A 23,689-nucleotide genomic window follows, 5' to 3' on the forward strand; every position below is an offset into this window, starting at 1 on the left:
ACCATATTTGACACTTGTTATCAATTACAGAATATAAGGCGCAAGATATTCGCTTCAGGAAAACACCCATGGATCTTGCGACCCTGACCGTCTTTCGCGCCGTCGCGCGCGAAGAAGGTGTCACCCGCGCCGCCGATCTTCTGGGGCGCGCGCCGTCCAACGTGACCACGCGCATCCAGCAGCTTGAGGCCGAACTGGGCACGCCGCTTTTCGACCGGCACCGCAAACGCATGGTCTTGTCCGAGGACGGGCGCCTGTTCCTTGATTATGCCGAGCGCATCCTCGCCCTTGCCGATGAGGCGCGCCAGCGGCTGGATCCCTCTCGCCCGAGCGGCACGCTGCGCATCGGCGCCATGGAAAGCACGCTTGCCAGCCGCCTGACCGCGCCGCTGTCCCGGTTCAGCCGCGACTGGCCCGATGTGACGCTCGAAGTGACCTCGGGTCCCAGCGGAGCGCTTACCGATGCGCTGCTGGCGGGACGGATCGACGGTGCGCTGGTTGCCTTCGCGCCCGGTGATGACCATCCAAGGCGCGAGGCTCTGGACGCGACGCCGCTTTTTCGTGAAGAGCTGGTACTGTTGCTGCCACCGGACCACCCTGAGATACGCGGCCCCGCCGATCTTCGGCTGAGAACCCTCGCCGCCTTCGCCCCCGGCTGCACCTATCGCGCCGTGGCCGAGGACTGGCTGGCATCCGCAGGCGGCCCTTTCCGGGTGCAAGAGGTGCCGTCCTATCACGCGATGTACGGATGTACCGCGGCGGGCGCCTGCGTCAGCATCATGCCCCGAAGCGTCGTCGCGCTCATGGCGCAGCCCGCATCTCTGCATGCCGTGCCGGTGGCGGACATCGTGACCCATCTGATTTGCCGCAGCGGCTACGACACAGCTGCGTATCGCGCATTCCGCGCCTGCCTTGTCGAAGAGGCAGGCGCGGAAACTTAGACGGGCCTACGCTTACGCCCCGGCGATCAGGGCGTCGATTTCCCCCGACCATTCAGCGGCGAGCCGCGTTTTCTCGGCCTCGGGCAGCCAGCTCTTGGCAAGCCCGGTCAGGACGGAGCCCTTCAGCGCCTCCAGCGAGAACCCAAGGTCGCGATGCGCGATCTCGTATTCTTTGGCGAGCGTGGTCGAGAAGAACGGTGGATCGTCGGAATTGATCGTCACCGCAAGGCCCGCTTCGTGCATCCGGCGGATCGGATGGCGGGGATCGGTCAGGTCGCGCCACGGCGTGGTGTAGATCGTTGTCGTCGGACAGCAGGTGAACAGGATACCCGCGTCGCGGCACCGGGCGACCAGATCGGGATCGTCCATCACCGCGTAACCGTGGTCGATCCGCTGGCATTCCAGCGCTTCGATCGAGCCGCGCACATAGGCCGCTGGCCCGCCCTCGCCCGCATGGGCGCTGACCTGCAACCCCTCGGCCCGCGCCCGGGCGAAGACCGGCGCGAAGGGTTCGGGCGGAAACGGGGCCTCGTTGTAATCAAGGCCGATCCCCGCCATCGCGTCGCAGCGCTGCGCGAGACAGGCGTCGAGATACGCCATCGCCGCCTCGGGCCCCTGTTCGCGGTTGATGCCGGGGGCGAACAGCGCGCTCAGGCCGATTGTCTCGCGCGCCTGCGCGATGCCTGCGCGGATGCCGGCGAACTGTGTGGCGAAGGGGATGCCTTCATGGGCGTGGGGGCTGATGAAGAATTCGACATGGCGCGCGCCCGAAGCGTGGCATTCGCGCAGCATCTCGAAAGTGACGCGCTGAAAATCCTCTTCGGTCACAACGGCCTGACAGATGCGGCCATACATCGCCAGAAACTCGGACAGGTCGGCATAGGAATACAGATCCTCTGGCTTCGCGCCCAGATCGACGCCGTTCTTTTCGGCCAGTTCGGCGGCGGTGCCGGGCAGGATCGCCCCTTCGAGATGAAGGTGAAGCTCGGCCTTGGGCCAGAGGGCGAAATTGGGGGTCATGGGTGATGTCCTTGCGGCTTTGCGCGGCAAGGAAAGGCCGACCGGCAAACGCCCGCAAGCCCGAGGCCGCGAACAAACCGGCGCGCGCATGGGGGTGCCGAAAAAGCGGGCACAGGGCGGGCCGGGGCCTGCCCCGTGGTCGCCGCCCGAACCGGCTCAGGCGTTCTTCGTGGCCTCTTCGACCGCCAGCTCCGCCATCCTCAGGATACCCTCGCGGGTCTGCGCCACGGCGATGAACCGCGCGGAATGGCAGAACTTCGCGCCCGGGACACCGCTGGCGGCCTCGAGCGCCTCATCGGCGAGGCCCGCCCAGCCCTTGGGCAGATCCGCGCGGCTCTCGAACGTGTCGGCGCCTTTGCGGATCGTCGTCATCGCCCAATCGCCGTCGCGCGGATGCACCACGAAGAGCAGATGATCGGCGCCCGCCTTTTCGACCGCCGAACGGAACGGCATACCCATCGGCAGCTCAAGCACCGCCGAGGTACCCGCTTCCTCGATCGCGGCCATGACCATGGTTTCGGCGCGCAGCTTCGCCGATCGCGCGCGGATCGCGGCTTCGACAAAGGCACGGGCGACCGGCAGAGCGTCAAGAAAGGCGCGGTCATCGGCTTCGGGGCTGCGGTCGTCGAAGGCGGGCTTCAGAGACTCCAGCAGCACCGGCAGCGTCAGCCCGGCCAGAGGCCCGGCAACCGACGGCTCCATCGCGCCATTGTCCATCAGGTCGACGGGCAGGACGAAACCCTGATCGAAGCTCTGATGCAGCGCGTCGATATGGCCGTCGGGCGTCCCGCCTGCGCGCAGGTAATCGTGACCGAACCGCGCCCAGATCAGCCCGAACGAGCTGTAGGGCTGGCCATCGTCACGCAGCGGGCCGGGGCGCTGATGATGGTCGAAGATCCCGGCGGCGGGGTCATAGGCGCGGCCCACATCGTAGATGATCCGCCCCTCGCCCGGTGTGATCCATTCGGGCGCGCGCGAACGGATGATCTCGGCCTGCGGAAACAAGCGGCTGAGGATCACGGTCGACAGAAGTTCGTCGGCATGAAAGCCGCCGGAATGGGTAACGAGATGGGTGATGGTCATGGCGGCCCGCACAAAAATGGGGGCAACCGTACCGCCCCGGAACATCTGTCCGAACCGGGCCAGACGGGCACGGTCGGATTGATGCGGGCTTGCCGTGGATGGGGGGCGGGTGTCAAGGTGCAAGAAGGGGGCGGGATTGCCCCGCCCCCTGTGCAAAGCCGCCTCTGAGCGGTCTCAGATCTTCTTGACGGTCGGGTCCAGCAACACGCGGATCGACTCCCCCAGCGCGTTGAAAGCCAGCGCCGTGAACAGGATCGCAAAGCCCGGCGCGTACATCTGCGCAGGCGCGATCTCGATATAGGAATAGGCCCGCGCCAGCATCCCGCCCCAGCTGGCCTCGGGCGCCTGCACGCCCAGCGACAGGAAGCTCAGCCCCGCCTCGGCCAGCAGCGCCACGGCCAAGAGCAGCGTGACCTCGACGATCACCGGCTGGATGGCGTTGGGCAGGATATGCTTGCGGATCAGGTGAAAGCGCGAGGCGCCGAAACCGACGGCGGCATCGACATAAAGCGCGCCCTTCACCACCAGCGTCTGCGCGCGCATGGTCCGCGCCAGATAGGGCGCGAAGGCAAAGCCCACCGCCAGCATGGCGTTGGTCAGGCCGATCCCCAGCGCGCCGGTGATGGCCACGGCCAGCACGATCGGCGGAAAGGCGAGCACGGCGTCGATGACGCGGCTCATCGCCTCGTCGATCCAGCCGCCGACAAAGCCGATGAACACACCAACCGGCACGCCGATCAATACCGCGACGCCGACCGCGAGGCTGGCGGCATAGAGCGCGTTTCCAGCGCCGTACATCAGCCGCGACAGCGTATCGCGGCCCAGATCGTCGGTGCCCAGCCAATGCTCGGCCGAAGGTTCGGCCAGCATGTTCATCACGTTCTGCTCGGTCGGCGAATACGGCGCCAGAAGCGGAGCAAGGATCGCTGCCACAACAAGGATCGCCAGATAGGTCAGCGCCAGCGCCGCGCGGGTATCGCGCCGCATCCAGCGCCAGAACGAAAAGCCCTCGGGCTTGGGCGCGGACGGGGCCGAAGCCCCTGCCCCGCTGCCCGCCATGGATTTCGGGTTTGCGTCGAGATCGGTCATGTCGAAGCCGCCACCCTCGGGTCAAGGATCGAGTTGAAGACATCCACCAGCAGGTTGACGGCGATCACCAGCACCACCAGCACCAGCGCCACGCCCTGCACGACGGGGAAGTCCTTGTTGAGCGCGGAATAGCTGATGAGCGAGCCGACGCCCGGCACCGCATAGACGGATTCCACGATCACCGCCGATGAGAACAGCAGGTTGAACTGCAGCCCGGCGACGGTGAGGATCGTCGCCGCGATATTGCGCAGCCCGTGGCGCCACAGCACCGCCTGAGGGCGCAGGCCCTTGGCGCGCAGCGTGCGGATGTATTGCGCGCTCAGCACTTCCAGCAGCGCAGAACGCACCTGCCGGGTCAGCACCGCGGTGACGTTGGTGGACAAAGCCACCGCGGGCAGGGTTGCGTAATAGATCGCCTGTATCGGGTCTTCGAAGATCGACACCGCGCCTGTCGCCGGGAAGATCCGCCAGTCGAGCGCGAAAGCCGATACAAGGATGATGCCGAGCCAGAAGTTCGGCACGGCAACACCCAGCGAGGCAAGGCTTGTGATCGCCTTGTCCAGCCGCGTGCCCTGACGGGTGGCGGCCAGGATCCCCAGGGGGATCCCGGTGATCGCGCCAAGGATCAGGGCGTAGAACACCAGAAGCAGGGTATGGGGAAGGCGCATGAGGATCAGCGTGCTGACCTCTTCGTTCGAGAACAGCGATTGTCCCAGATCGAAATGCAGCGCGTTCCACAGCCAGCGGCCGTATTGCACGATGAACGGCTGATCGAACCCGTAGAGCGCCCGGATCTCCATGATCCGCTCTTCGGTCGCGAAGTCACCCGCCAGCGTTGCCGCAGGATCCCCCGGCATCAGGAAAACCAGCGCGAACACCACGAAGGTGGCGATGATCATCACCGGGATCAGCTGCGCACCGCGCCGCATCACCATTCTGCCTACGCCATGCATGGCGTCCCTCCCCTATCGCCTGCTTCAGGCGTTCTCGTCGAGCCAGACGGTATGGAACCGCGGCGCGGCAAGGATACCGAAGGTGAAATCCTTGACCTTGCCTGTCTGGATCGCCATCCCGGCCGACATGTATTGCGGCAGGTGCAGCGCGTTTTCGGCGACGAACAGTTCGAGTTCGAAGAGCTTCTGCTGGCGCTCGTCGAAATCATAGGTGGTCATCGTCGCTTCAAGCAGCTCGCGGTAGCCCGGAAGCTCGATCTTGCCCGCATTGCGCAGCGCGGTGGCCGAGAACTGGCGGTCGAAGGCCAGCGACGGGTCCGGGTTGCCCCCGGTGGGCGAGATCAGCATGTCGCCCTGTCCGTCGATCATGAAGACCTGGATCGCCTGCGCGGGCTGCACCGGGGTCACGTTCAGTCGGATCCCCACCTGAGCCAGCTGGTTGCCGATGATCTCGGTGCGCTGCATGGCGGCCTGATCGGGCCAGGACAGAGTCGCGATCTCGACCCCGTCGGGATAGCCCGCCTCGGTCAGCAATTCGCGCGCGCGCTCGGGATCGTGCGGGTAATAGTCCTTGGCGTCGGGACCCGAGGCCCAGAATTCGCTCGGGAAGATCGAACAGGTCGCCTCGCCCAGACCCATCATCAGCACCTGCTGCAGATCGGCGCGGTTCAGCGCGTAGTTCATCGCCTGACGCACTTTCAGATCCGCCAGCGGCCCCCGGGCATAGTTGAAGAACGCGGTGTAATAGGTCATCGACGTCGTCGCCGTGGCGATGATGTTGTCGCTGCGCCGGGCCACCATGATCTGCTGCGCCGCCAGTTGCAGGGCCAGATCGGCCTGCCCCGAGGTGACGGTGCGCGCGGCGGTGTTGAGCTCGTTGATGATCCGGTACTCGATCCCGTCGAGATACGGCAGTTCCGGCCCTTGCCAGTAGCTGTCGTTGCGCTCGACCCGGATCAGGTCGTTATCGCGCCATTCGATGAAGCGGAACGGCCCGGTGCCGACCGGCGCGCGGTCGATATTGCCGCCTTCCGCCGCCTGAACAGCCGTGGGCGACACCATGCAGCCCGCACGGTTCGACAAGATCGCCGGCAGCGCCGCGTTCGGCGCGTCGAGGCTGATCGTGACCTGCATCGGGCCGGTCGCCTCGACCGCGTTGACGCCGCTCAGGTCCGAGCGGACATTCGAGCGCTCATAATCAAGGCCACGGCGCAGGTTGAACACCACCGCATCGGCGTCGAAGGGCGTGTCGTCATGGAAGGTCACGCCTTCCTGAAGTTCCAGAACCAGCGTGCTGGGATCGGACCATTCCCAGCTTTTCGCCAGCATCGGCTGCAGTTCCAGCGTTTCGTCGTCAAACCCGATCAGCGCGTCGTAAAGCGCGTAGAGCGAGTTGAAATCGGGCAGGTTGCGGCCCGTGATCGGGTCGAGCGAGGCCGGGTTATACGGCATCGACACACGCAGCGTCCCGCCGCGCTGCGGGGTGGCGTCCTGCGCGCGGGCACCGGCGGGCATCATCATTCCAGCGCCGACCGCAGCGGCGCCCATCAGCACCGAACGGCGGCTGGGGCGAAGGGTGTTGTCGTAAAGCACTCTATGCATTTTTCTCTCTCCCTGTTTGCGGCACGCGTTGCCGCGACGTCTTCGTATCAGCCGACACTTTCGTGCTTCTGCCCGCCTCCTTCGGGCGCGAAGCGTGCCAGCATCTCTTCGGCGAAATGGCAGGCGACGAAGCGACCGGGGGCCAGTTCGCGCTGCTCGGGTTCGTTGCTTGCGCACATCTCGACCGCGCGCGGGCAGCGGGTATGAAACCGGCAGCCCGAGGGCGGGTTGAGCGCGCTGGGGATCTCGCCTTGCAGGATGATCCGCTCGCGCGCGCGCGCCTGATAGGCGGCGATCTCGGGCTCAGCCGAGCGCAGGGCCTCGGAATAGGGATGCAGCGGGCGGTTCATCACCTCGTCGGCGGGACCGATTTCCATGATCTTGCCGAAATACATCACCGCGACGCGGTCCGAGATATGGCTGACCACGTTCAGATCGTGGCTGATGAACAGATAGGTCAGGTTGAAGTCGCGCTTGAGCCGCCAGAACAGGTTCAGCATGTCGGCCTGAATCGACACGTCGAGCGCCGCGACCACCTCGTCGCAGACCAGCACTTCGGGGTCGAGCACCAGCGCCCGGGCGATATTCGCGCGCTGCTTCTGGCCGCCCGACAGATCGTGCGGATAGCGTGCGCTCATTTCCGGCGACAGCGCGACGGTATCGAGCATCGCCAGCGCACGCTCGCGCCGCTCGGCCCGGTTGCCCATACCGGCGATATACATCGGCTCCATCACGCTTTCGAGGATCGTCATGCGCGGGTTGAAGGCCGCGTTGGGGTCTTGCGCGATGATCTGGTACTTGCGCCGGTGCGCGTTGAGCTGTTGACGGCTCAGCGCGAACGGATCGACCGCGCCATGGCGCACCTCCCCGCCCGAGGGCGTGACCATCCCCACCGCCGCGCGCCCGAGCGTCGATTTGCCCGACCCGGATTCGCCGATGATGCCGAAGATCTCGCCCGGTGCGACCGTGAAGGACACACCGTCCACCGCCCGCACCAGCGTGCGGCTACGCCCGAACGACACGGTCATGTCCTGAACGCTGACTGCCGGAACACCGGTTGAAGCAGAGCTTTCCGTCTGTCGCGACGACATTATTGAGCCCCCCCGGTTATGGATGTCAGGTCCTGCCAGCGATGGCAGCGGATCTGCCGGTTGCCGATGTCCTCGATCCCCACTTCGCGCGCGCAAATCGTGGTCGCATGGGGGCAGCGGGGCTCGAACCGGCAACCTGGCGGCATCGCACGCAAGGACGGCACGCGGCCCGGAATGGCGTTGAGCGTGCCCCGCTCGCGGCCCGCATCGGGGACCGAATGCACGAGCCCCTTCGTGTAAGGATGCAAGGGCTTCGACAACACGTCGTCGACCGGCCCGCCCTCGATGATCTGGCCGCCATACATGGTGATCATCCGGTCGCAATTCTGCGACACCAGCGCGAGGTTGTGAGTGATGAACATGATCGCCGTGCCGCGCTTTTGCGACAGGTTCAGCAGCAGATCCATGATCTGCGACTGGATCGTCACGTCGAGCGCGGTGGTCGGTTCGTCGGCGATCAGCAGATCGGGCTCGCAGACCAGCGCCATGGCGATCATCACCCGCTGGCGCATCCCGCCCGACAGGCTCATCGGATAGAGCTTGGCAATTTCGCGCGGCGCAGCAATGCCGACACTGTCGAGCGCCTCGATCGCGCGCTCATCGGCTTCGCGTTTTGATACGTCGAAATGGCATTGCACCGTCTCGCGGATCTGCGCGCCGACGGTAAAGACCGGGTCCAGCGCGCTCATCGGCTCCTGAAAGATCATCGAGATATTGCGGCCCCGGATCCGGCTCATCTGCCGACGCGACAGCTTCAGCAGATCGCGCCCCTGAAAATTGATCCGGCCGTCCAGCCGCGAATAGCGGGGCGATTGCAGCTGCATCACCGACAGCGCGGTCATCGACTTGCCGCAACCGCTTTCGCCGACGACGCCCAGCGTCTCGCGCGGCTTGATGTCGAAGGACACGCCATCGAGCACGCGCACCCAGCCCTGCTCATCGCGCAAATCAAGCTTCAGATCCTCGACGCTGAGCAGCGCGGCCTGATCGGCGGGCGCCTCGGCGCGAGCCGGCATCGCCTCAGTGGCGGACATGCATTTCCTCCCGTGCAGACCTGAGCCTGCTCTTCCAACTCGCGGACGCCGAAGCGCGGGCTGGTTGAAAGCCCGGTATCGACGCTGGAGCTGCCTCTCCTATTTGTATGCAAACACAGGGCAGTTTAACAAGCAACATGCAATTTGCATCTTTCACATAGATATTTTCCGGCGCGCTCCCCAAAGCCCGACAAGACATGCGCAAACACTCCGGACGAGAAAAAATCCTCGCCTAAGCAAATAATTAAGGCACGACGCGGGAAACATCAGGATCGCCGCGACGGCTGCGCCGGGGCCAAAAAAGCGGTTTCAAGCACCGGACCCGATACGTTTCCAAAGCCATGCCCTGAGCAAAGTGTATACATTGCGTCGACGCCGGGTCGCCCCGGCGCCAGCAATCACTGATCCAGCCGGAACAGGTTCATCGCGTTCTCGCGGAAGATCTTCGCCCGGTCGGCGGGGTCCAGCGGCGAGCGGAAGGCAAAGCGCGGATCGTCGAAATCCCAATGAGGATAATCGGTCGAGAACATCAGCCGGTCGGCACCGATCCAGCGGACAATATCGTCGATATGGCGGTTTTCCTCGGGCTCTTCGATCGGCTGCGTGGTGAACCAGAAATGATCGCGCAGGTATTCGCTCGGCTTGCGCTTGACCTGCGGCACTTCCGAGCCCATTCGCTTCCATTCCCGGTCCATGCGCCACGCAAGCGACGGCACCCACGAGAACCCGCCTTCGACCACGACGATCTTCAGCTTCGGGAAACGCTCGAACACGCCCTCCATGATGAGCGAGACGATGATCGTCTGCAGGCTGTTCGAAGCGGCGTAATGCTCTTCCAGATAGAAGGACGACCAGCCCGACGGCGTGTTCGCACGATGCCCGAACGCGCCGGTATGCAGGCCGATGGGCAGGCCGTAATGCTCGGCGGCCTCGAAGATCGGCCAGTAGCGGCGGCGACCGATCGGCTCGATCGTGCGCGGCGGGATCGAGATCTGCACGAAACGGCGGTCATGCGCGCGGCGGTCGATCTCGGCTACGGCCTCGTTCGCGTCTTCCTGCGCCACACAGATCGACGCGCGCAGACGCGGCTCGGGCCCGGCGAACTTGTCGATCTGCCAGTCGTTGATGCCCACGCATAACGCGGCGCCGAGGTCCTGATTGTTGGTCACCGCCCCCGCTGCCAGCGGCTGCAGGACGCCATGGTCGATATTGCACTGATCGAGAAGCTGTTCGCGCAGGAACGGCAGGTCCGAGGCCGGCGGCTTGCCACTGGGCGGCCAGCTGTCGCGGCGCATCCCGTTGCCGGGCGTCATGCGCGGATAGGTCATCGCCCCAAGGAAAGGGTTGGGCGTGCGCAGCGCATAGTCGCGGATATGCTCGCGCCAGCGCTGCGGCAGATAGGTGCCCAGTTCCTGAGGGCTTTCGAACGAGGGGTGGATATCGCAATCGACGACGCCCAGACGTTTCGGGGCGGTCTTTTCGCGGTCGAGTTCGGTCGCTTCCATATCAGCCTCCAAGACGGGGATAGGTGGCCAGCGCATTGGCGCGCATGGCCTTTTGCAGCATCTCCTCGGGCACGCCATGCGGCAGCACGTCGAGCCCCTCATAATGCCAGTGGGGATAGTCGCTGGAGAACAGCAGCATGTCGTCGGACAACAGGTGCGACAACATCTTTTCGACCTCGGCCGGATCCTCGGGCGCGTCGAACGGCTGCGAGGTCAGGCGCACATGCTTGCGGATCAGCGCCGCCGGGCTGTCCTTGACCCAAGGCACCTCGACCCGCGTGCCGCGCCAGTCCTTCGACATCCGCCACATCAGCGGCGGAACCCAGGACACGCCGGATTCGATGGCCACGACCTTCAGCGCGGGATACTTGGCGAACACCCCTTCCGAGATCATGCTGGCGATCTGCGTGGCAAAGCCATGCGTCATCGCGATGTGATCCTCGATCAGGAAGGAATGATAGCCGCTATGGCTGGGCGCGTGGCGCAGCATGCTGCCCGCATGGATGCCGATCGGCAGGCCGTGCTTTTCGGCGGCCTCGAAGATCGGCCAATAGACCTGACGGCCCAGCGGCAACTCGCCCGCCGCCAGCGTCAGGATCTGCACGAAGCGCTTGTCGGCGGCGAGACGCTCGATCTCGGCCACCGCCCCCGCGACATTCGAGAACGGCACGATCATCGACGCGCGCAGACGATCATCGCGCGACAGCCATTTCTCGGCCAGCCAGTCATTCGTGGCCCGGCACACCGCCTGCGCGAGATACGGGTCGAACAACGCATGCGCGCCGGAAACGACATTGAGGATCGCATGCCCCAGTTCCAGCGGGTCGAGCAGGTTCTTCTGCATCGCCGCAAGCGCATCGCCCTCGCCCACCCAGTCGGGGCGGCGATAGGGTTTGGTGCGCTCGGGGAAGCTCATGAGCTCCAGAATATCGACGTCGCGCGACTGAAACGTCTCACGCCAGTAATCGTCGACATAGGGCAGCAGATCGGCCTGACGCGGCAGCGGCGGATGGACATCGGTGTCGATGGCGCCTGCCGTCGTGACCGCGCGGGGCCTGTCGAGAGTGTCGCTCATTCTTGCATCTCCTGTTGTGTGGCCGCTCAGAGCGTCACGATGACGTAATCGTCTTTGACCGATACGTCGTAGATTTCGATCTGGAACGGTCCCTCGGCCAAGGTCTCGCCGGGGGCGATCTTGACGTCATAGCTGCGCACTTTCATGCGCGCGGGGTCGCAATAGGACTTGCCGGTCAGGATATCGAATTCCCAGCCGTGCCACGGGCAGCGCACCATCTCGCCCCGGCGCTCCAGCCGGTACTCGCCCGGCTCATCGCCCGAGACCAGCGACGTGATCACGCCCTTGCACAGGCTCGCGCCCTCATGCGGGCAGCGATCCGCGATGGCGTGCAGATTGCCCTGCACGTTGAAGATGGCGATATCGCGTTTTCCGGCGGTGAATCTGCGTGACTCACCGGCGGGAATGTCGGTCAGCTTGCAGACGACGTAATCGGGCATACTCGGGTCCTCAATTGGTCAGCGATCATCGGGGAATGCGAAGGTCGCAGCACCCGGCGAAGAACGAGAGGAGCATCCGGCAGGGCCGCGCGGCGATCCGCGACCGGATTTCGAGTTGCAATATCAACCGGATGCTCGCAAAAATGCGCGGGCGTGCTGCGGATGCCGCACATATCGTTGCGCCCAAACGCGGCCTGCCCCCTGCCCGACGCAAGGCGCTCGGCACGGCGCATCGTACGTTTTGTATACACCTCGGAGAGGCCTGCAGGATGCGAGGCTTCGGAACGCCCCCTTTCCGAACACTGCCCAAATCCCGCAAGCCTATTGCTGAAGCGGCCTTGAATAGCCGGGCCCGAACACCACGCACCATGCCCATTTTGGGCATGGGACCGTGACATTAGCTCTGTCCTGAAAGAAAAACCGGGCATTCCGGCATAGGCCTGCAAACGCAAGCCTGTGTTGTCCCGGCTTGCTGCATACGCAGTTCGACATGTCCGTGCGAAACGCACTTCCGGTCTGATCGCCATATCTCCTCCCTCGAGCCGGCATGGCGAGCCGACTCTCTACTTGTATACACAACTATCGGAGCTTGGTGTAGCCCTTAACGCAATCGTGCGGCAGAAGATCGGCAGCAAGACGCCCGCCGCAGGCTCGGCAGCGCGCGGTTTGGGCATTTGGCTAAAATGACGTCACAGCCGGCCAGGACCAAGCGAGGCACACGGGATACCGCGCGCGCCAAGGCGCGGCGCGGTACCGGAAGCGCGGGTGGCAGGACGAAAGACTGTCAGTCCACGCCGAACAGATCGCGGCTGAACACCTTGTCGCCCAGCCCCTTCAGATCGGGCGTGCGGCGGTTGGCGATGATCACATCGGCCTCGTCACTGAAAGCCGCGAAATCCTCGATCACCCGCGCACCGGCGAATTCGCTTTCCGCCAGTGCGGGCTCATAGACGATGATCTCGATCCCGCGCGCACGCAGGCGCGACATGATCGACAGGACCGAGCTTTCGCGGAAATTGTCGCTGCCGTTCTTCATCACCAGCCGGTAGATACCCACCGTCTTGGGATTGCGCGCGGCCACCTGATCGGCCACGAATTCCTTGCGCGTGCGGTTGGCATCGACCACCGCCGCGATCAGGTTCTGCGGCACGTTATGGTAGTTGGCCAGCAACTGCTTGGTATCCTTGGGCAGGCAATAGCCGCCATAGCCAAAGGACGGGTTGTTGTAGTGGTTGCCGATCCGCGGATCGAGACCGACGCCGTCGATGATCTGGCGCGTATCGAGGCCCCGTGACATCGCGTAGCTGTCAAGTTCATTGAAATAGGCCACCCGCAGCGCGAGATAGGTATTGGCGAAGAGTTTGATCGCCTCGGCCTCGGTCGAGCCGGTGAACAGGACGGGGCAATCGGGTTCGACCGCGCCCTCTTTCAGCAGATCGGCCACCTTGTGCGCGCGCGCGTCCGTGCCGCCGACGACGATCCGCGTCGGATGCAGCGTGTCGTGCAGCGCCTGCCCTTCGCGCAGGAATTCGGGCGAGAACAGGATCTGCGCATAGCCGCTCTCGCGCCGCGCCTCTTCTGTAAAGCCTACCGGCACGGTCGACTTGATGACGATCTGCGCCTCGGGCGCGTGCTGACGGCAGAGCGCAATCACCGCTTCGACGCTCGACGTGTCGAAGACCTTGGTGTCGTCGTCGAAATTGGTGGGTGTTGCGATGAATACGATCTCGGCCCCGCCCAGTGCCTCGGCCGGGTCGGTCGTCGCGGTCAGGCTGAGCGCATGGCTTTCCAGATAGGTGCTGCAGGCCTCGTCGCGGATCGGAGAGCGGCGCGCATTGACCAGTGCCACGCGCTCGGCCGAAATGTCGAGCGCCCGCACATCATGGTTCTGCGCCAGCATGATCGCATTGGCCAGACCGACATATCCCAGACCCACAACGGCAATTCTCATTCACTCGACCTTTGACATTCTGCACTGTTGCGCCCGCGACCGGACCCACAGGGCCCGCGCGTGGAAACACGGCGGCATAGTATCGGTTGCGCAAGGCAGGGAAAGGCGAAAGTGCCCCGCGGCCACGGGACCGGGCGCGCCCGTCCCCTGCCCGGCTGTTGCAGATCGGCATCCCCTGCGCGCGGCGATCCGGAGAGTATTTTCCACCCTGAAAGAACGGTGTAATCCTTGACCCGACCGGGACTTGCGTAACCTTAGTCCCAGCTTGCCTTTTCGGAACCGGGGGTTTCATGACTTTTCATCGCAGTCTTTCAGCGTGTTCGCTGCTTGTGCTTTCCATCGCTCTTGCCGGTTGCGTCAGCACCACCGCGCCGGATCCGACCAACGAATCCCAGTTCCTGCCGGAACTGCCCGAAGGCATCATGAACGTGGTGGGCCCCAATCAGGACCTGACCGCCGTGCGCATCATGCCGTCGGATGGCTGCTACTGGTATCGTCACACCAACGTGGTCGAAACGACCTTCGTGCCGCTGCGCACCCGCGACGGGCGGATGATCTGCACCAGTTCCGGCGCCGCCCCGGCGTAACGGTAAGGGCCAGACCCGAATGAAAAAGGGCGCCGCAATCGCGGCGCCCTTTTTCATGGTCAGCGGGCCAGAAGCGATCAGGCCGCGTAAAGATGCGCGGTCGCGCCCACCTCGACCTGATCGTAAAGGGCGATGATATGCGGCATCACCATACGCACGCAGCCCGAGCTGGCGCGTGAGCCGATCGACCACGGCTGCGGCGTGCCGTGGATACGCAGATAGGTGTCGCGGCTGCCGACATAGAGATACAGCGCGCGCGCGCCCAGCGGGTTGTTCGGACCGCCCGGCATGCCACCGGCGAATTCCTCGTATTCCGGGTTGCGGCGGATCATGTTGGCCGTCGGCGTCCAGGAGGGCCAACGCGCCTTGCGGCCGATGCGGAAGGTGCCCGGCTCGTACAGGTCGTCCTGACCGATCGCCACGCCGTAGCGCATCGCCGTGCCGTCGCCCTGAATGTGGTAGAGATACCGCGCCACCGCGTCGACATGGATATCGCCCGCGCGCAGCCCGTCATTGGCCTCGACCCGGCGGGGAAGGAAGCGCGGATGCAGATCCCACGGGTTCGAAAAGGACGGATCGTAGCCTGCGGGCGTGACCTGAGCGTCCCAGCTGTCCCACTGGTTTTCCTGAGCGGTCTGGGCGAAGAGCTGGCGCGGGCCAGCGACAAAGGGCGCAGCCAGGGCAGCAGCGGCGCTTTTAGTCATGAAAGAGCGTCTGGACGTCACGAAACTGTTCCTCTTGTCAACCGGGCGAGCAGCGCCAGCAGATTATGGGGTGTCATAAGCGCAATATGCGTCAACGGGCAAGTGAGGCAAACCCGCCGAGGGCTTTGTGGGGCAAAATCATGCTCACAGATGCGTAACCCGGAATGCTTTGCCGCCGGTTGGGCCGGAAAACGGCCTCCCCGCCCGCAAAAAACCGCCGCCCCTAATGCGCCGAGGGGTTGTCCATCGCCCGGCTGAGCAGGATCACCGGAATGATCCCGATGGCAACGATCAGCATGGCCGAGGTCGAGGCCTCGTCCAGACGCCCGTCCGAGGCCAGCCGATAGGTTCGAATCGCCAGCGTATCGAGGTTGAAGGGCCGCACGATCAGCGTCGCGGGCAGCTCTTTGAGGACATCGGCGAAAATGAAGATCGCCGCCGACAGAAGCCCCCCGCGCAGAAGCGGGAAATGCACCGTCGCCAGCGTCCGCGCGGGCCCCGAGCCAAGGCCGCGCGCGGCCTCGTCCAGCGAGGGCGGGATGCGCTGCAAAGACGCCTCGATCGTGTTGAGCGAAATGGCGAGGAACCGCACCGCATAGGCGAAGATCAGGCCGAAGTAAGAGCCGGTCAGCAGCAGCCCCGTCGAGATGTCGAAGGTCTCGCGCATCCACGCATCGAGGCTGCGGTCGACCCAGCTCAGCGGCAGCAGGATCCCCACGGCGATCACCGCGCCCGGCATCGCGTAACCGATCCCCGCCACCCCCAGCGCGCCGCGCACCGCAAGCCCGCCATCGAGCCTGCGCGCATAGGCCAGAAACACCCCCAGCGTCAGCAGGACAAGCGCCGCCAGCGCGGCCAGCATCAGCGAATTGCCGGCAAAGGCATAGAAGCGCGCGCCCCACATCGGGTCGCCCACAAGGATCGCCCGCCGCGCCAGATCGCCGAAAGGAAAGGCAAAGCCCGCGATGATCGGAAAGGCGCAGAGCCCCATCACGATGACCGCGCGCCAGCCCGTCAGCGGACGCCGCGCCGCCGCGCTTGCCGATTGCCCGCCGGGATCGCCGACATAACGGCGCGAGCCGCGCAAGAGCCGCTCAAGCACCAGCGCCACGCCGACCAGACCGATCAGAAGCGCCGCGATCTGCGCCGCCGCCACCGGCTCGCCCCGCGCGAACCATGTGCGGAAAATGCCCGATGTCAGGGTCTGAACGCCCAGATGCTGCACGGTGCCGAAATCGGCCAGCGTCTCCATCCCCACGAAGGCGCAGCCCGCGACGATGGCCGGACGCGCCATCGGCAAGGCCACGCGGAAAAACGCGCCGCGCGCGGATTGTCCCAGCGCACGGGCCGCTTCGATCAGGTGCAGCGACTGCGTGGCGAAGGCCGCGCGGGCCAGCAGGTAGACGTAGGGATACAGCACCAGCGCCAGCATGATCGCGGCGCCCGGCAGGCTGGCGATATCGGGGAACCAATAGTCGCGCCGCCCCCAGCCGAACAGCGAACGCAGACCCGACTGCACCGGCCCGGCAAAGGTGAGCGTTTCGTAATAGACATAGGCGATGACATATCCCGGCATCGTCATGGGCAGCATCAGCGCCCATTGCAGAACGCCGCGCCCGCGGAACTCGAACCCCGCGATCAGCCAGCCCGCGCCCACCCCCATCGCCGCCGCCAGCGCGATGGTCAGCATCACCAGAAACAGCGAATTTCGCAGGTAAAGCGGCAGCACGGTCGAGACCAGATGCGCCCAGGCCCCGCCCGAGGGCAGAAAGACCTGCGCCACCACCGCCAGAATCGGCAGCGCGATGAATGCCGCGATGACGAGCGCACCAAGGCTCCAGCCGCTCAGCCTCAGGCGCCGTGGGCGCGCTCGCGGAGAAAAGGTGTCATCGGTCGTGGCCATGCGGCATCCTGCACATTCGGCTCCTCCCCTAGCGGATGCATGCCGGGCTGTCCAGTTTTCCGATTCTTATTGTCGGGAAATAATCCGATTGATATTGTCAGGAATGTCGCGAGCCGCTAAGGCTCGTGCCGACGGGTCGCAAGCGGCCCTGACCCCGCGCGCCAATCGGCGCGACACATCTACGTCCGGAGGACCCCATGTTTCGCAATCTGACGGCCCTTGGCACCGCTTTCGCCGCCGTGCTGACCGCCGCTGCGCCGGCCGCGCTGGCACAGGAAGTCAACCTGTATTCCTCGCGCCACTACGATACGGATCTGCGCCTTTACGAGAACTTCACCGCGGCCACCGGCATTCGCGTGAACCTGATCGAAGGCACCGGCGAGCAGCTGCTCGAGCGCATCCAGACCGAAGGCGAGGCGTCGCCGGCCGATCTGTACATCACCGTCGATGGCGGGCGCCTGCACCGTGCGGTCGAAGCCGGTGTGTTCCAGCCCATCGAAAGCGCGGTGCTTGAAGAGCGCGTGCCGTCGAATTTCCGCCATCCCGACAATCTGTGGTTCGGGCTGTCGTCGCGCGCCCGGGTCATCTTTACCCGCGTGGGCGAGCGTCCGGACTGGCTGAACGATTACGAAGACCTCGCCGATCCCCGGCTTGAGGGCGAGATCTGCATCCGCTCGTCGTCGAATATCTACAATATCTCGTTGATGGCCGAGATGATCGAGGTGATGGGCGCCGAGGGCGCGCAGGACTGGGCCGAGGGCGTGAACAACAACCTCGCCCGCCAGCCGCAGGGCGGCGACCGCGATCAGCTGCGCGCGCTGGCGGCCGACGAATGCTCGGTCGCGGTGTCGAACACCTATTACTGGGGCGCGCTGGCCGCGTCGGACAACCCCGATGACGTCGCCGTCGCCGAGGCGGTCGAGTTCTTCTATCCCAATCAGGGCACCGAGGACGAACCGGGGCGCGGCGCGCATGTGAACATCTCGGGCGCGGGCGTCACCGTGAACGCCCCCAACCGCGACAACGCGATCCGCTTTCTGGAATACCTCGTCTCAGATGAAGCGCAGGCGATCTTCGCGGATTCCAACAACGAATTCCCGATCGTGCCGGGCGTCGAAATCCACGGGCCCGTCGCCCCCTTCACCGACTTCCGCAATTCGGGCGTCAACGTTTCGGTCTACGGGCTGAATGCGGGTGAGGCGACGGATATCTTCGACCGCGTGGGCTTCCCGTAAGCCGCCGCGCCCCGGGCAAACCGGGTCGTCAGGGGGCTGTCTGCCCCCCTCGCGCTACGCGCTCACCCCCCGAGGATATTTAGGGATCAAAGATGAAGGGGCCTCGCCTGCGGGGCCCCTTTTGTCATGCCCCGAGGCGGGGCGCCCTTGACCTCGGGCGATCCGTTCGCATGTTCACAAAGACGATTTCATTTAGCCAAGGACATCCGATGCCGAGTGACAGCTACACCCCGCCCAAGGTCTGGACCTGGGAGCAAGAGAGCGGCGGGCGGTTTGCCTCGATCAACCGCCCGATCGCCGGGCCCACGCATGACAAGGAGCTGCCGGTCGGCGAGCATCCGTTCCAGCTGTATTCGCTGGGCACGCCCAATGGCGTGAAGGTCACCATCATGTTGGAGGAATTGCTGGCTGCGGGCCATGCAGGCGCGGAATACGATGCGTGGCTGATCAATATCGGCGAGGGCGATCAGTTCGGCTCGGACTTCGTGGATATCAACCCGAATTCGAAGATCCCGGCGCTGATGGACCGCTCAGGCCCCGAGCCGGTGCGGGTGTTCGAATCGGCCTCGATCCTGTTCCATCTGGCCGAGAAATTCGGCGCGTTCCTGCCCGCCTCGGGGCCCGCACGGACCGAGGTGATGAACTGGGTCTTCTGGCAGATGGGGGCGGCGCCCTATCTGGGCGGCGGGTTTGGCCATTTCTATGCCTATGCCCCCGAGAAGTTCGAATACCCCATCAACCGTTTCGCGATGGAGGTGAAGCGCCAGCTTGACGTGCTGGACCGCAACCTTGCCGATCGCAAATGGATCGCGGGCGACGACTACACCATCGCTGATATGGCGATCTATCCGTGGTACGGGCGGCTGGTCGAAGGCGGCGCCTACGATTCCGCCGAGTTCCTCTCGGTGCACGAATACAAGAACGTCGTCCGCTGGGCCGCCGACATGGCGGCGCGTCCGGGTGTCGAGCGCGGCAAGCGTGTCAACAAGCCCAGCCCCGACGACGGCATCCGCGAGCGCCACAGCGCGGCGGATCTGGACTGAACACAGAAGGGCGGCCCTGGTGGCCGCCCTTTTCCTCAGGCCGCGAGATCCACCCAGACCGGGGTGTGATCCGACGGCTTCTCCCAGTCGCGTGGCGCGGTTTCGATCCAGCAATCGGTGAGCCAGTCGGCGGCCTTGGGCGACAGGAGCCAATGGTCGATACGGATGCCATTATTCTTCTGACGCGCCCCGGCCTGATAATCCCAGAACGAATAGAGCCCCGGCTCGGGGTGACGCAGGCGCAGCGCATCGTAGAGCCCCATTGCTTCGAGCCGCCGGAACGCGGCGCGGCTTTGCGGCAGGAACAGGGCGTCGTCGCCCCAGACCTCGGGCCGTGCGGCGTCCTCGGGCTGGGGGATCACGTTATAGTCACCCGCGAAGGCCACCGGGATTTCGCGCGCCAGCAATTCCGCCGCGCGGGTCTGCAAACGCTCCATCCACGCCAGTTTGTAGTCGTATTTCGGCCCCGGCGCCGGGTTGCCATTGGGCAGGTAGAGCCCGCAAACGCGCAGGCCCGTGTCGCCGATATCGGCCTCGATATAGCGGGCCTGTTCGTCGCTGTCGTCGCCCGGCAGCCCGCGCGTGACATCGTTCAGCGGCAATTTCGACAGGATCGCCACGCCGTTGAAGCCCTTCTGGCCATGCGTTTCCAGATGATAGCCGCGATCTTCGATCAGCGCGCGGGGAAAGGCCTCGTCCACGGACTTGATCTCTTGCAGCACGGCCACGTCGGGCGCAGCGGTGTCGAGCCAGCGGCCGAGCACTTCAGCGCGGGCCTTGACGCCATTGATATTGAAGGTGGCGAGTTTCATGCGGTCTCCTGCTGCGCGGGGCGCCAGAATGGCATCGCGGCGGGTTGACGGCAACCGCCAGAGCGCGCCGTGGCGATTGCAAACCCGCGCGTTCCGCAACCGGCTTGCCCCGCGCCGCCTGAGCCAATACACAACAGCCAGCATTGACAATCGGAGCCCATTCGATGGCCAAGAAATCGAGCGCGCAGAATATCGTTATGTGGATCCTGATGATCCTCCTGATCGCCGGTCTGGGGGGCTTCGGGATCGACAGCTTCCTGGGAAGCCGCGCGACCTCGATCGGGCAGGTCGGCGATCGCAGCATCCCGGCGCAGACCTATGCCAACGCCCTGCAGCAGGAAATGAACGCCTATAGCCAGCAGACCGGCGAGCCGATCACGCTGGCGCGCGCGCAACAGCTGCGCATCGACGAAAGCGTGCGCTCGCAGCTGATCGTGCAGGCCGCGCTGGATAACGAGGCCGAGCGGATCGGCATCTCGGTCGGCGATGAGGCGGTGCAGGAAGCGCTGGTGGGCATCGACGCGTTTCAGGGCCCGACCGGTGGCTTCGACCGGGAAACCTATCGCTTCCGGCTGGAAAACAGCGGCCAGACGCCCGCGCAATTCGAGGAAGAGCTGCGCCGCGACACCGCGCGCAGCCTGCTGCAGACCGCGACCGCAGCGGGCATCGAGACGCCCGAGAACCTGCGCGCCGCGCTGATGCAGTTCTATGCCACCCCGCACAGCTTCGATGTCTTCACCCTGACCGAAGAGATGCTGCCCGAGCCGGTGGCAGACCCGTCGGATGACGCGGTGCAGGCCTATTACGACGCCAATATCGAGCGCTTCACCGCGCCCGAGTTGCGCGAGATCACCTATGCCTGGCTCACGCCGGAAATGGTGCGCGACGATGTCGAGGTCTCGGATGACGCGATCCGCACGCTCTACGAGCAGCGCATCGACGAATATGTCCAACCCGAACGCCGTCTGGTCGAGCGTCTGGTCTTCGGCACCGAAGACGAGGCGCAACAGGCGCTGGCGCAGATCGAAGCGGGCGATACCAGCTTCGATGCGCTGGTCGAGGCACGCGGCCTGACACTTGACGATGTCGATCTGGGCGATGTGAGCGAAGCGCAGCTCGGCGCGGCGGGTGAAACCGTCTTCGCGCTGGACGAGGCCGGTTCGGTGGTGGGCCCCCTGCCCTCGACGCTGGGCCCGGCGCTGTTTCGCATGAACGCGATTCTCAACGCGCAGGAAGTCAGCTTCGAGGAAGCGCGCGACGAACTGCGCGACGAGCTGGCCGCTGATGGCGCGCGCCGCCTGATCGCCGACCGGCGCGAGGCGCTCGACGACCTTCTGGCCGGCGGCGCAACGCTCGAGGACATGGCGGACGAGACCGAGATGCAGCTCGGCACGATCAGCTGGAGCGCGGAATCGAACGAAGGTGTCGCCGCCTATACCGAATTCGCCGATGCCGCCGCTACGGTGACCAGCGACGATTTCCCCGAACTGGGCGGTCTGTCGGATGGCGGGCTTTTCGCGCTGCGTCTTGACGCGGTCATTCCCCCCGCGCCGCGTCCGCTGGACGAGGTCCGCGACGAAGTCGCCGCGGGCGCGCGCGAACAGGCGGTCGAGGCTGCCCTGATGGCGCTGGGTCAGGACTGGAGCGCTGAGCTGGCCGCGAACGGGACCGAAGCCTTTGGCGAGGCCCATCAGATCGCCGCCGAAAGCTTCGAGGGCGTGACCCGTCTGGACCGCATCGGCCAGATCCCCGACGAGATGATGGAATCGCTGATGACCGCCGAGCCGGGCACGCCGATCCTGAATGTGGGCGACGGACAGGCGCTTCTGGCGCTGACCGGTCCGGTGGGCGAGGCTGATCCCGAGAACCCGCAGACGGCGCAGCTGATGCAAAGCATCGACGGCCAGATCGGTCAGGCGCTGGCGCAGGATGTCTACACCTACTTCGCCCGCGCGCTGCAGGCCGAGGCGGGGATCTCGCTCGACCAGAACGCGATCAACGCCGTGCATGCCAATTTCCGCTGACGCCCGTCGCGGCCGCTACCCGTACTGAAAGGCCCCGTCCCGTGCCCCATTCCGCCCTTCTGACCCCCTCGTTCGCCGAGTTCGAAGCCGGTTGGGACCGGGGCGAGAATCAGGTCGTCTATGCCCGGCTGGCCGCCGATCTGGACACGCCGGTCTCGCTGATGCTGAAAATCGTCGGTAACCGCAAAGACAGCTTCATGCTGGAATCGGTGACCGGCGGCGAGGTGCGCGGGCGCTATTCGATCATTGGCACCAAGCCCGATCTGATCTGGCAATGCCGGGGCAACAAGAGCCGCCTGAACCGCGAGGCGCGCTTCGACGATGCGGCCTTTACCGACCTGCCGGGGCACCCGCTGCAGGAACTGCGCGCACTTCTGGCCGAAAGCCGGATCACCCTTCCCAAGGATCTGCCCGCCGCGTCGGCCGGGCTGTTCGGCTATCTCGGCTATGACATGATCCGTCTGGTCGAGGATCTGCCCCAGAACAATCCCGACCCGCTGGACCTGCCCGACGCGGTGCTGATGCGGCCCTCGGTCGTGGCGGTTCTGGATGGGGTGAAGGGCGAAGTGACGATCGTCTCGCCCGCCTGGATCCGCTCGGGCCTGAGCGCGCGCGCCGCTTATGCGCAGGCAGCCGAGCGCGTGATGGACGCGCTGCGCGATCTCGAACGCGAGGCGGTCAGCGGTGGCCGCGCGCTGGGGGACATGGCAACGGTGGGCGAGCCGCGCTCGAACTTCACCAAGGACGGCTACAAGGCTGCGGTCGACAAGGCCAAGGACTATATCCGCGCGGGCGACATCTTTCAGGTCGTGCCCTCGCAACGCTGGGCGCAGGACTTTCCGCTGCCGCCCTTCGCGCTCTACCGTTCGCTGCGCCGCACGAACCCCTCGCCCTTCATGCTGTATTTCGACTTCGGTGGCTTCCATGTCGTCGGCGCCTCGCCCGAGATCCTCGTGCGGGTGCGCGACCGTGAAGTGACGATCCGCCCGATTGCCGGCACCCGACCGCGCGGCGCCACACCCGAAGCGGACAAGGCGCTCGAAGCCGACCTGATGGCCGACAAGAAGGAACTGGCCGAGCATCTGATGCTTCTGGATCTGGGCCGCAACGATGTGGGCCGTGTCTCGAAGATCGGCAGCGTGCATCCGACCGAGAAATTCATCATCGAGCGGTATTCCCACGTCATGCATATCGTCTCGAACGTGGTGGGCGAGATCCGCGACGACGAAGACGCGCTCTCGGCCCTGCTGGCAGGCCTGCCCGCGGGCACCGTCTCGGGCGCGCCGAAGATCCGGGCGATGGAGATCATCGACGAGCTGGAACCCGAGAAACGCGGCGTCTATGGCGGCGGGGTCGGCTATTTCTCGGCCGATGGCGAGATGGATTTCTGCATCGCGCTGCGCACCGCCGTGCTGAAGGACGGAGTGATGTATATCCAGTCCGGCGGCGGCGTGGTCTATGACAGCGATCCCGAGGCCGAATGGCAGGAAACGGTCAACAAGGCCAAGGCCCTGCGCGCCGCCGCCGAAGGCGCCGGGCTGTTCGTGCGCGGAAACGGCTGAGGGCAGGTCCGACCGCCTGTCCGCGTAGGCGCAGA

General features: G+C 65.2%; 20 protein-coding genes. 6 read left to right on the forward strand and 14 right to left on the reverse strand.

The features are described 5' to 3' along the window. Nucleotides 1–68: 68 nt before the first annotated feature. On the forward strand, nucleotides 69–941 hold the full coding sequence (locus JI664_RS17215) for a LysR substrate-binding domain-containing protein (RefSeq protein ID WP_207015005.1): 873 nt from the start codon (nucleotides 69–71) through the stop codon (nucleotides 939–941). A 12-nt stretch (nucleotides 942–953) separates the two neighbouring features. Here JI664_RS17215 and add read toward each other — a convergent pair whose 3' ends face one another. From add to JI664_RS17270, 11 genes are all read right to left on the reverse strand, one after another. Next, nucleotides 954–1,961: an adenosine deaminase gene (add, locus tag JI664_RS17220; protein WP_207015006.1), complete on the reverse strand. Its 1,008-nt coding sequence runs from the start codon at nucleotides 1,959–1,961 to the stop codon at nucleotides 954–956. A 156-nt stretch (nucleotides 1,962–2,117) separates the two neighbouring features. Next, on the reverse strand, nucleotides 2,118–3,044 hold the full coding sequence (locus tag JI664_RS17225) for an MYG1 family protein (protein ID WP_207015007.1): 927 nt from the start codon (nucleotides 3,042–3,044) through the stop codon (nucleotides 2,118–2,120). A 174-nt stretch (nucleotides 3,045–3,218) separates the two neighbouring features. Then, entirely contained in the window at nucleotides 3,219–4,133 is a 915-nt protein-coding gene (locus JI664_RS17230; RefSeq protein ID WP_207015008.1) for an ABC transporter permease, read from the reverse strand. Then, nucleotides 4,130–5,086, reverse strand: a complete 957-nt coding sequence (locus JI664_RS17235) for an ABC transporter permease (protein ID WP_207015009.1) — start codon at nucleotides 5,084–5,086, stop codon at nucleotides 4,130–4,132. The genes JI664_RS17230 and JI664_RS17235 overlap by 4 nt, the downstream gene beginning before the upstream one ends. A 24-nt stretch (nucleotides 5,087–5,110) precedes the next feature. After that, nucleotides 5,111–6,688 carry an ABC transporter substrate-binding protein gene (locus tag JI664_RS17240; RefSeq protein WP_207015010.1) on the reverse strand — a complete coding sequence of 526 codons (1,578 nt, stop codon included), beginning with the start codon at nucleotides 6,686–6,688 and terminating at the stop codon, nucleotides 5,111–5,113. A gap of 47 nt (nucleotides 6,689–6,735) precedes the next feature. Beyond that, a complete protein-coding gene (locus JI664_RS17245) occupies nucleotides 6,736–7,716 on the reverse strand; it encodes an ABC transporter ATP-binding protein (RefSeq protein WP_286174153.1) in 981 nt (326 codons plus the stop codon). 62 nt (nucleotides 7,717–7,778) lie between these two features. Continuing rightward, a complete protein-coding gene (locus JI664_RS17250; protein WP_286174154.1) occupies nucleotides 7,779–8,813 on the reverse strand; it encodes an ABC transporter ATP-binding protein in 1,035 nt (344 codons plus the stop codon). Nucleotides 8,814–9,211: 398 nt separating this feature from the next. After that, nucleotides 9,212–10,318: an amidohydrolase family protein gene (locus JI664_RS17255; RefSeq protein ID WP_207015012.1), complete on the reverse strand. Its 1,107-nt coding sequence runs from the start codon at nucleotides 10,316–10,318 to the stop codon at nucleotides 9,212–9,214. 1 nt (nucleotide 10,319) lies between these two features. Continuing rightward, nucleotides 10,320–11,393 (reverse strand): amidohydrolase family protein, encoded by a 1,074-nt coding sequence (locus tag JI664_RS17260; protein ID WP_207015013.1) that lies wholly within the window; start codon nucleotides 11,391–11,393, stop codon nucleotides 10,320–10,322. A 26-nt stretch (nucleotides 11,394–11,419) separates the two neighbouring features. Continuing rightward, a complete protein-coding gene (locus JI664_RS17265; RefSeq protein WP_207015014.1) occupies nucleotides 11,420–11,833 on the reverse strand; it encodes a Rieske (2Fe-2S) protein in 414 nt (137 codons plus the stop codon). A 784-nt stretch (nucleotides 11,834–12,617) separates the two neighbouring features. Continuing rightward, complete coding sequence (locus JI664_RS17270) at nucleotides 12,618–13,784, reverse strand: nucleotide sugar dehydrogenase (RefSeq protein WP_207015015.1); 1,167 nt, start codon at nucleotides 13,782–13,784, stop codon at nucleotides 12,618–12,620. Between the two features lie 290 nt (nucleotides 13,785–14,074). Here JI664_RS17270 and JI664_RS17275 point away from each other — a divergent pair, with 290 nt between their 5' ends. Next, nucleotides 14,075–14,371 carry a hypothetical protein gene (locus JI664_RS17275; RefSeq protein ID WP_207015016.1) on the forward strand — a complete coding sequence of 99 codons (297 nt, stop codon included), beginning with the start codon at nucleotides 14,075–14,077 and terminating at the stop codon, nucleotides 14,369–14,371. A gap of 77 nt (nucleotides 14,372–14,448) precedes the next feature. Here JI664_RS17275 and JI664_RS17280 read toward each other — a convergent pair whose 3' ends face one another. Then, complete coding sequence (locus JI664_RS17280) at nucleotides 14,449–15,096, reverse strand: L,D-transpeptidase (protein ID WP_207015017.1); 648 nt, start codon at nucleotides 15,094–15,096, stop codon at nucleotides 14,449–14,451. A 202-nt stretch (nucleotides 15,097–15,298) separates the two neighbouring features. Then, nucleotides 15,299–16,978: an ABC transporter permease gene (locus tag JI664_RS17285; protein WP_207015018.1), complete on the reverse strand. Its 1,680-nt coding sequence runs from the start codon at nucleotides 16,976–16,978 to the stop codon at nucleotides 15,299–15,301. Between the two features lie 197 nt (nucleotides 16,979–17,175). Between JI664_RS17285 and JI664_RS17290 the strand changes: the two genes are divergently transcribed. Together JI664_RS17290 and yghU are read left to right on the forward strand one after the other, a co-directional pair. Beyond that, a complete protein-coding gene (locus JI664_RS17290; protein ID WP_207015019.1) occupies nucleotides 17,176–18,213 on the forward strand; it encodes an extracellular solute-binding protein in 1,038 nt (345 codons plus the stop codon). Nucleotides 18,214–18,422: 209 nt separating this feature from the next. After that, nucleotides 18,423–19,256 (forward strand): glutathione-dependent disulfide-bond oxidoreductase, encoded by an 834-nt coding sequence (gene yghU, locus JI664_RS17295; RefSeq protein WP_207015020.1) that lies wholly within the window; start codon nucleotides 18,423–18,425, stop codon nucleotides 19,254–19,256. Nucleotides 19,257–19,291: 35 nt separating this feature from the next. Here yghU and xth read toward each other — a convergent pair whose 3' ends face one another. Beyond that, on the reverse strand, nucleotides 19,292–20,068 hold the full coding sequence (gene xth / locus JI664_RS17300) for an exodeoxyribonuclease III (RefSeq protein WP_207015021.1): 777 nt from the start codon (nucleotides 20,066–20,068) through the stop codon (nucleotides 19,292–19,294). A 164-nt stretch (nucleotides 20,069–20,232) separates the two neighbouring features. Here xth and JI664_RS17305 point away from each other — a divergent pair, with 164 nt between their 5' ends. Then, entirely contained in the window at nucleotides 20,233–22,092 is a 1,860-nt protein-coding gene (locus tag JI664_RS17305) for a SurA N-terminal domain-containing protein (protein WP_207015022.1), read from the forward strand. A 41-nt stretch (nucleotides 22,093–22,133) separates the two neighbouring features. Further along, nucleotides 22,134–23,654, forward strand: a complete 1,521-nt coding sequence (trpE, locus tag JI664_RS17310) for an anthranilate synthase component I (protein ID WP_349768736.1) — start codon at nucleotides 22,134–22,136, stop codon at nucleotides 23,652–23,654. The last annotated feature ends 35 nt before the right edge of the window (nucleotides 23,655–23,689 follow it).

It is taken from the genome of Rhodobacter sp. NTK016B, assembly GCF_017303295.1.
Classification (GTDB): Bacteria; Pseudomonadota; Alphaproteobacteria; order Rhodobacterales; family Rhodobacteraceae; genus Pararhodobacter.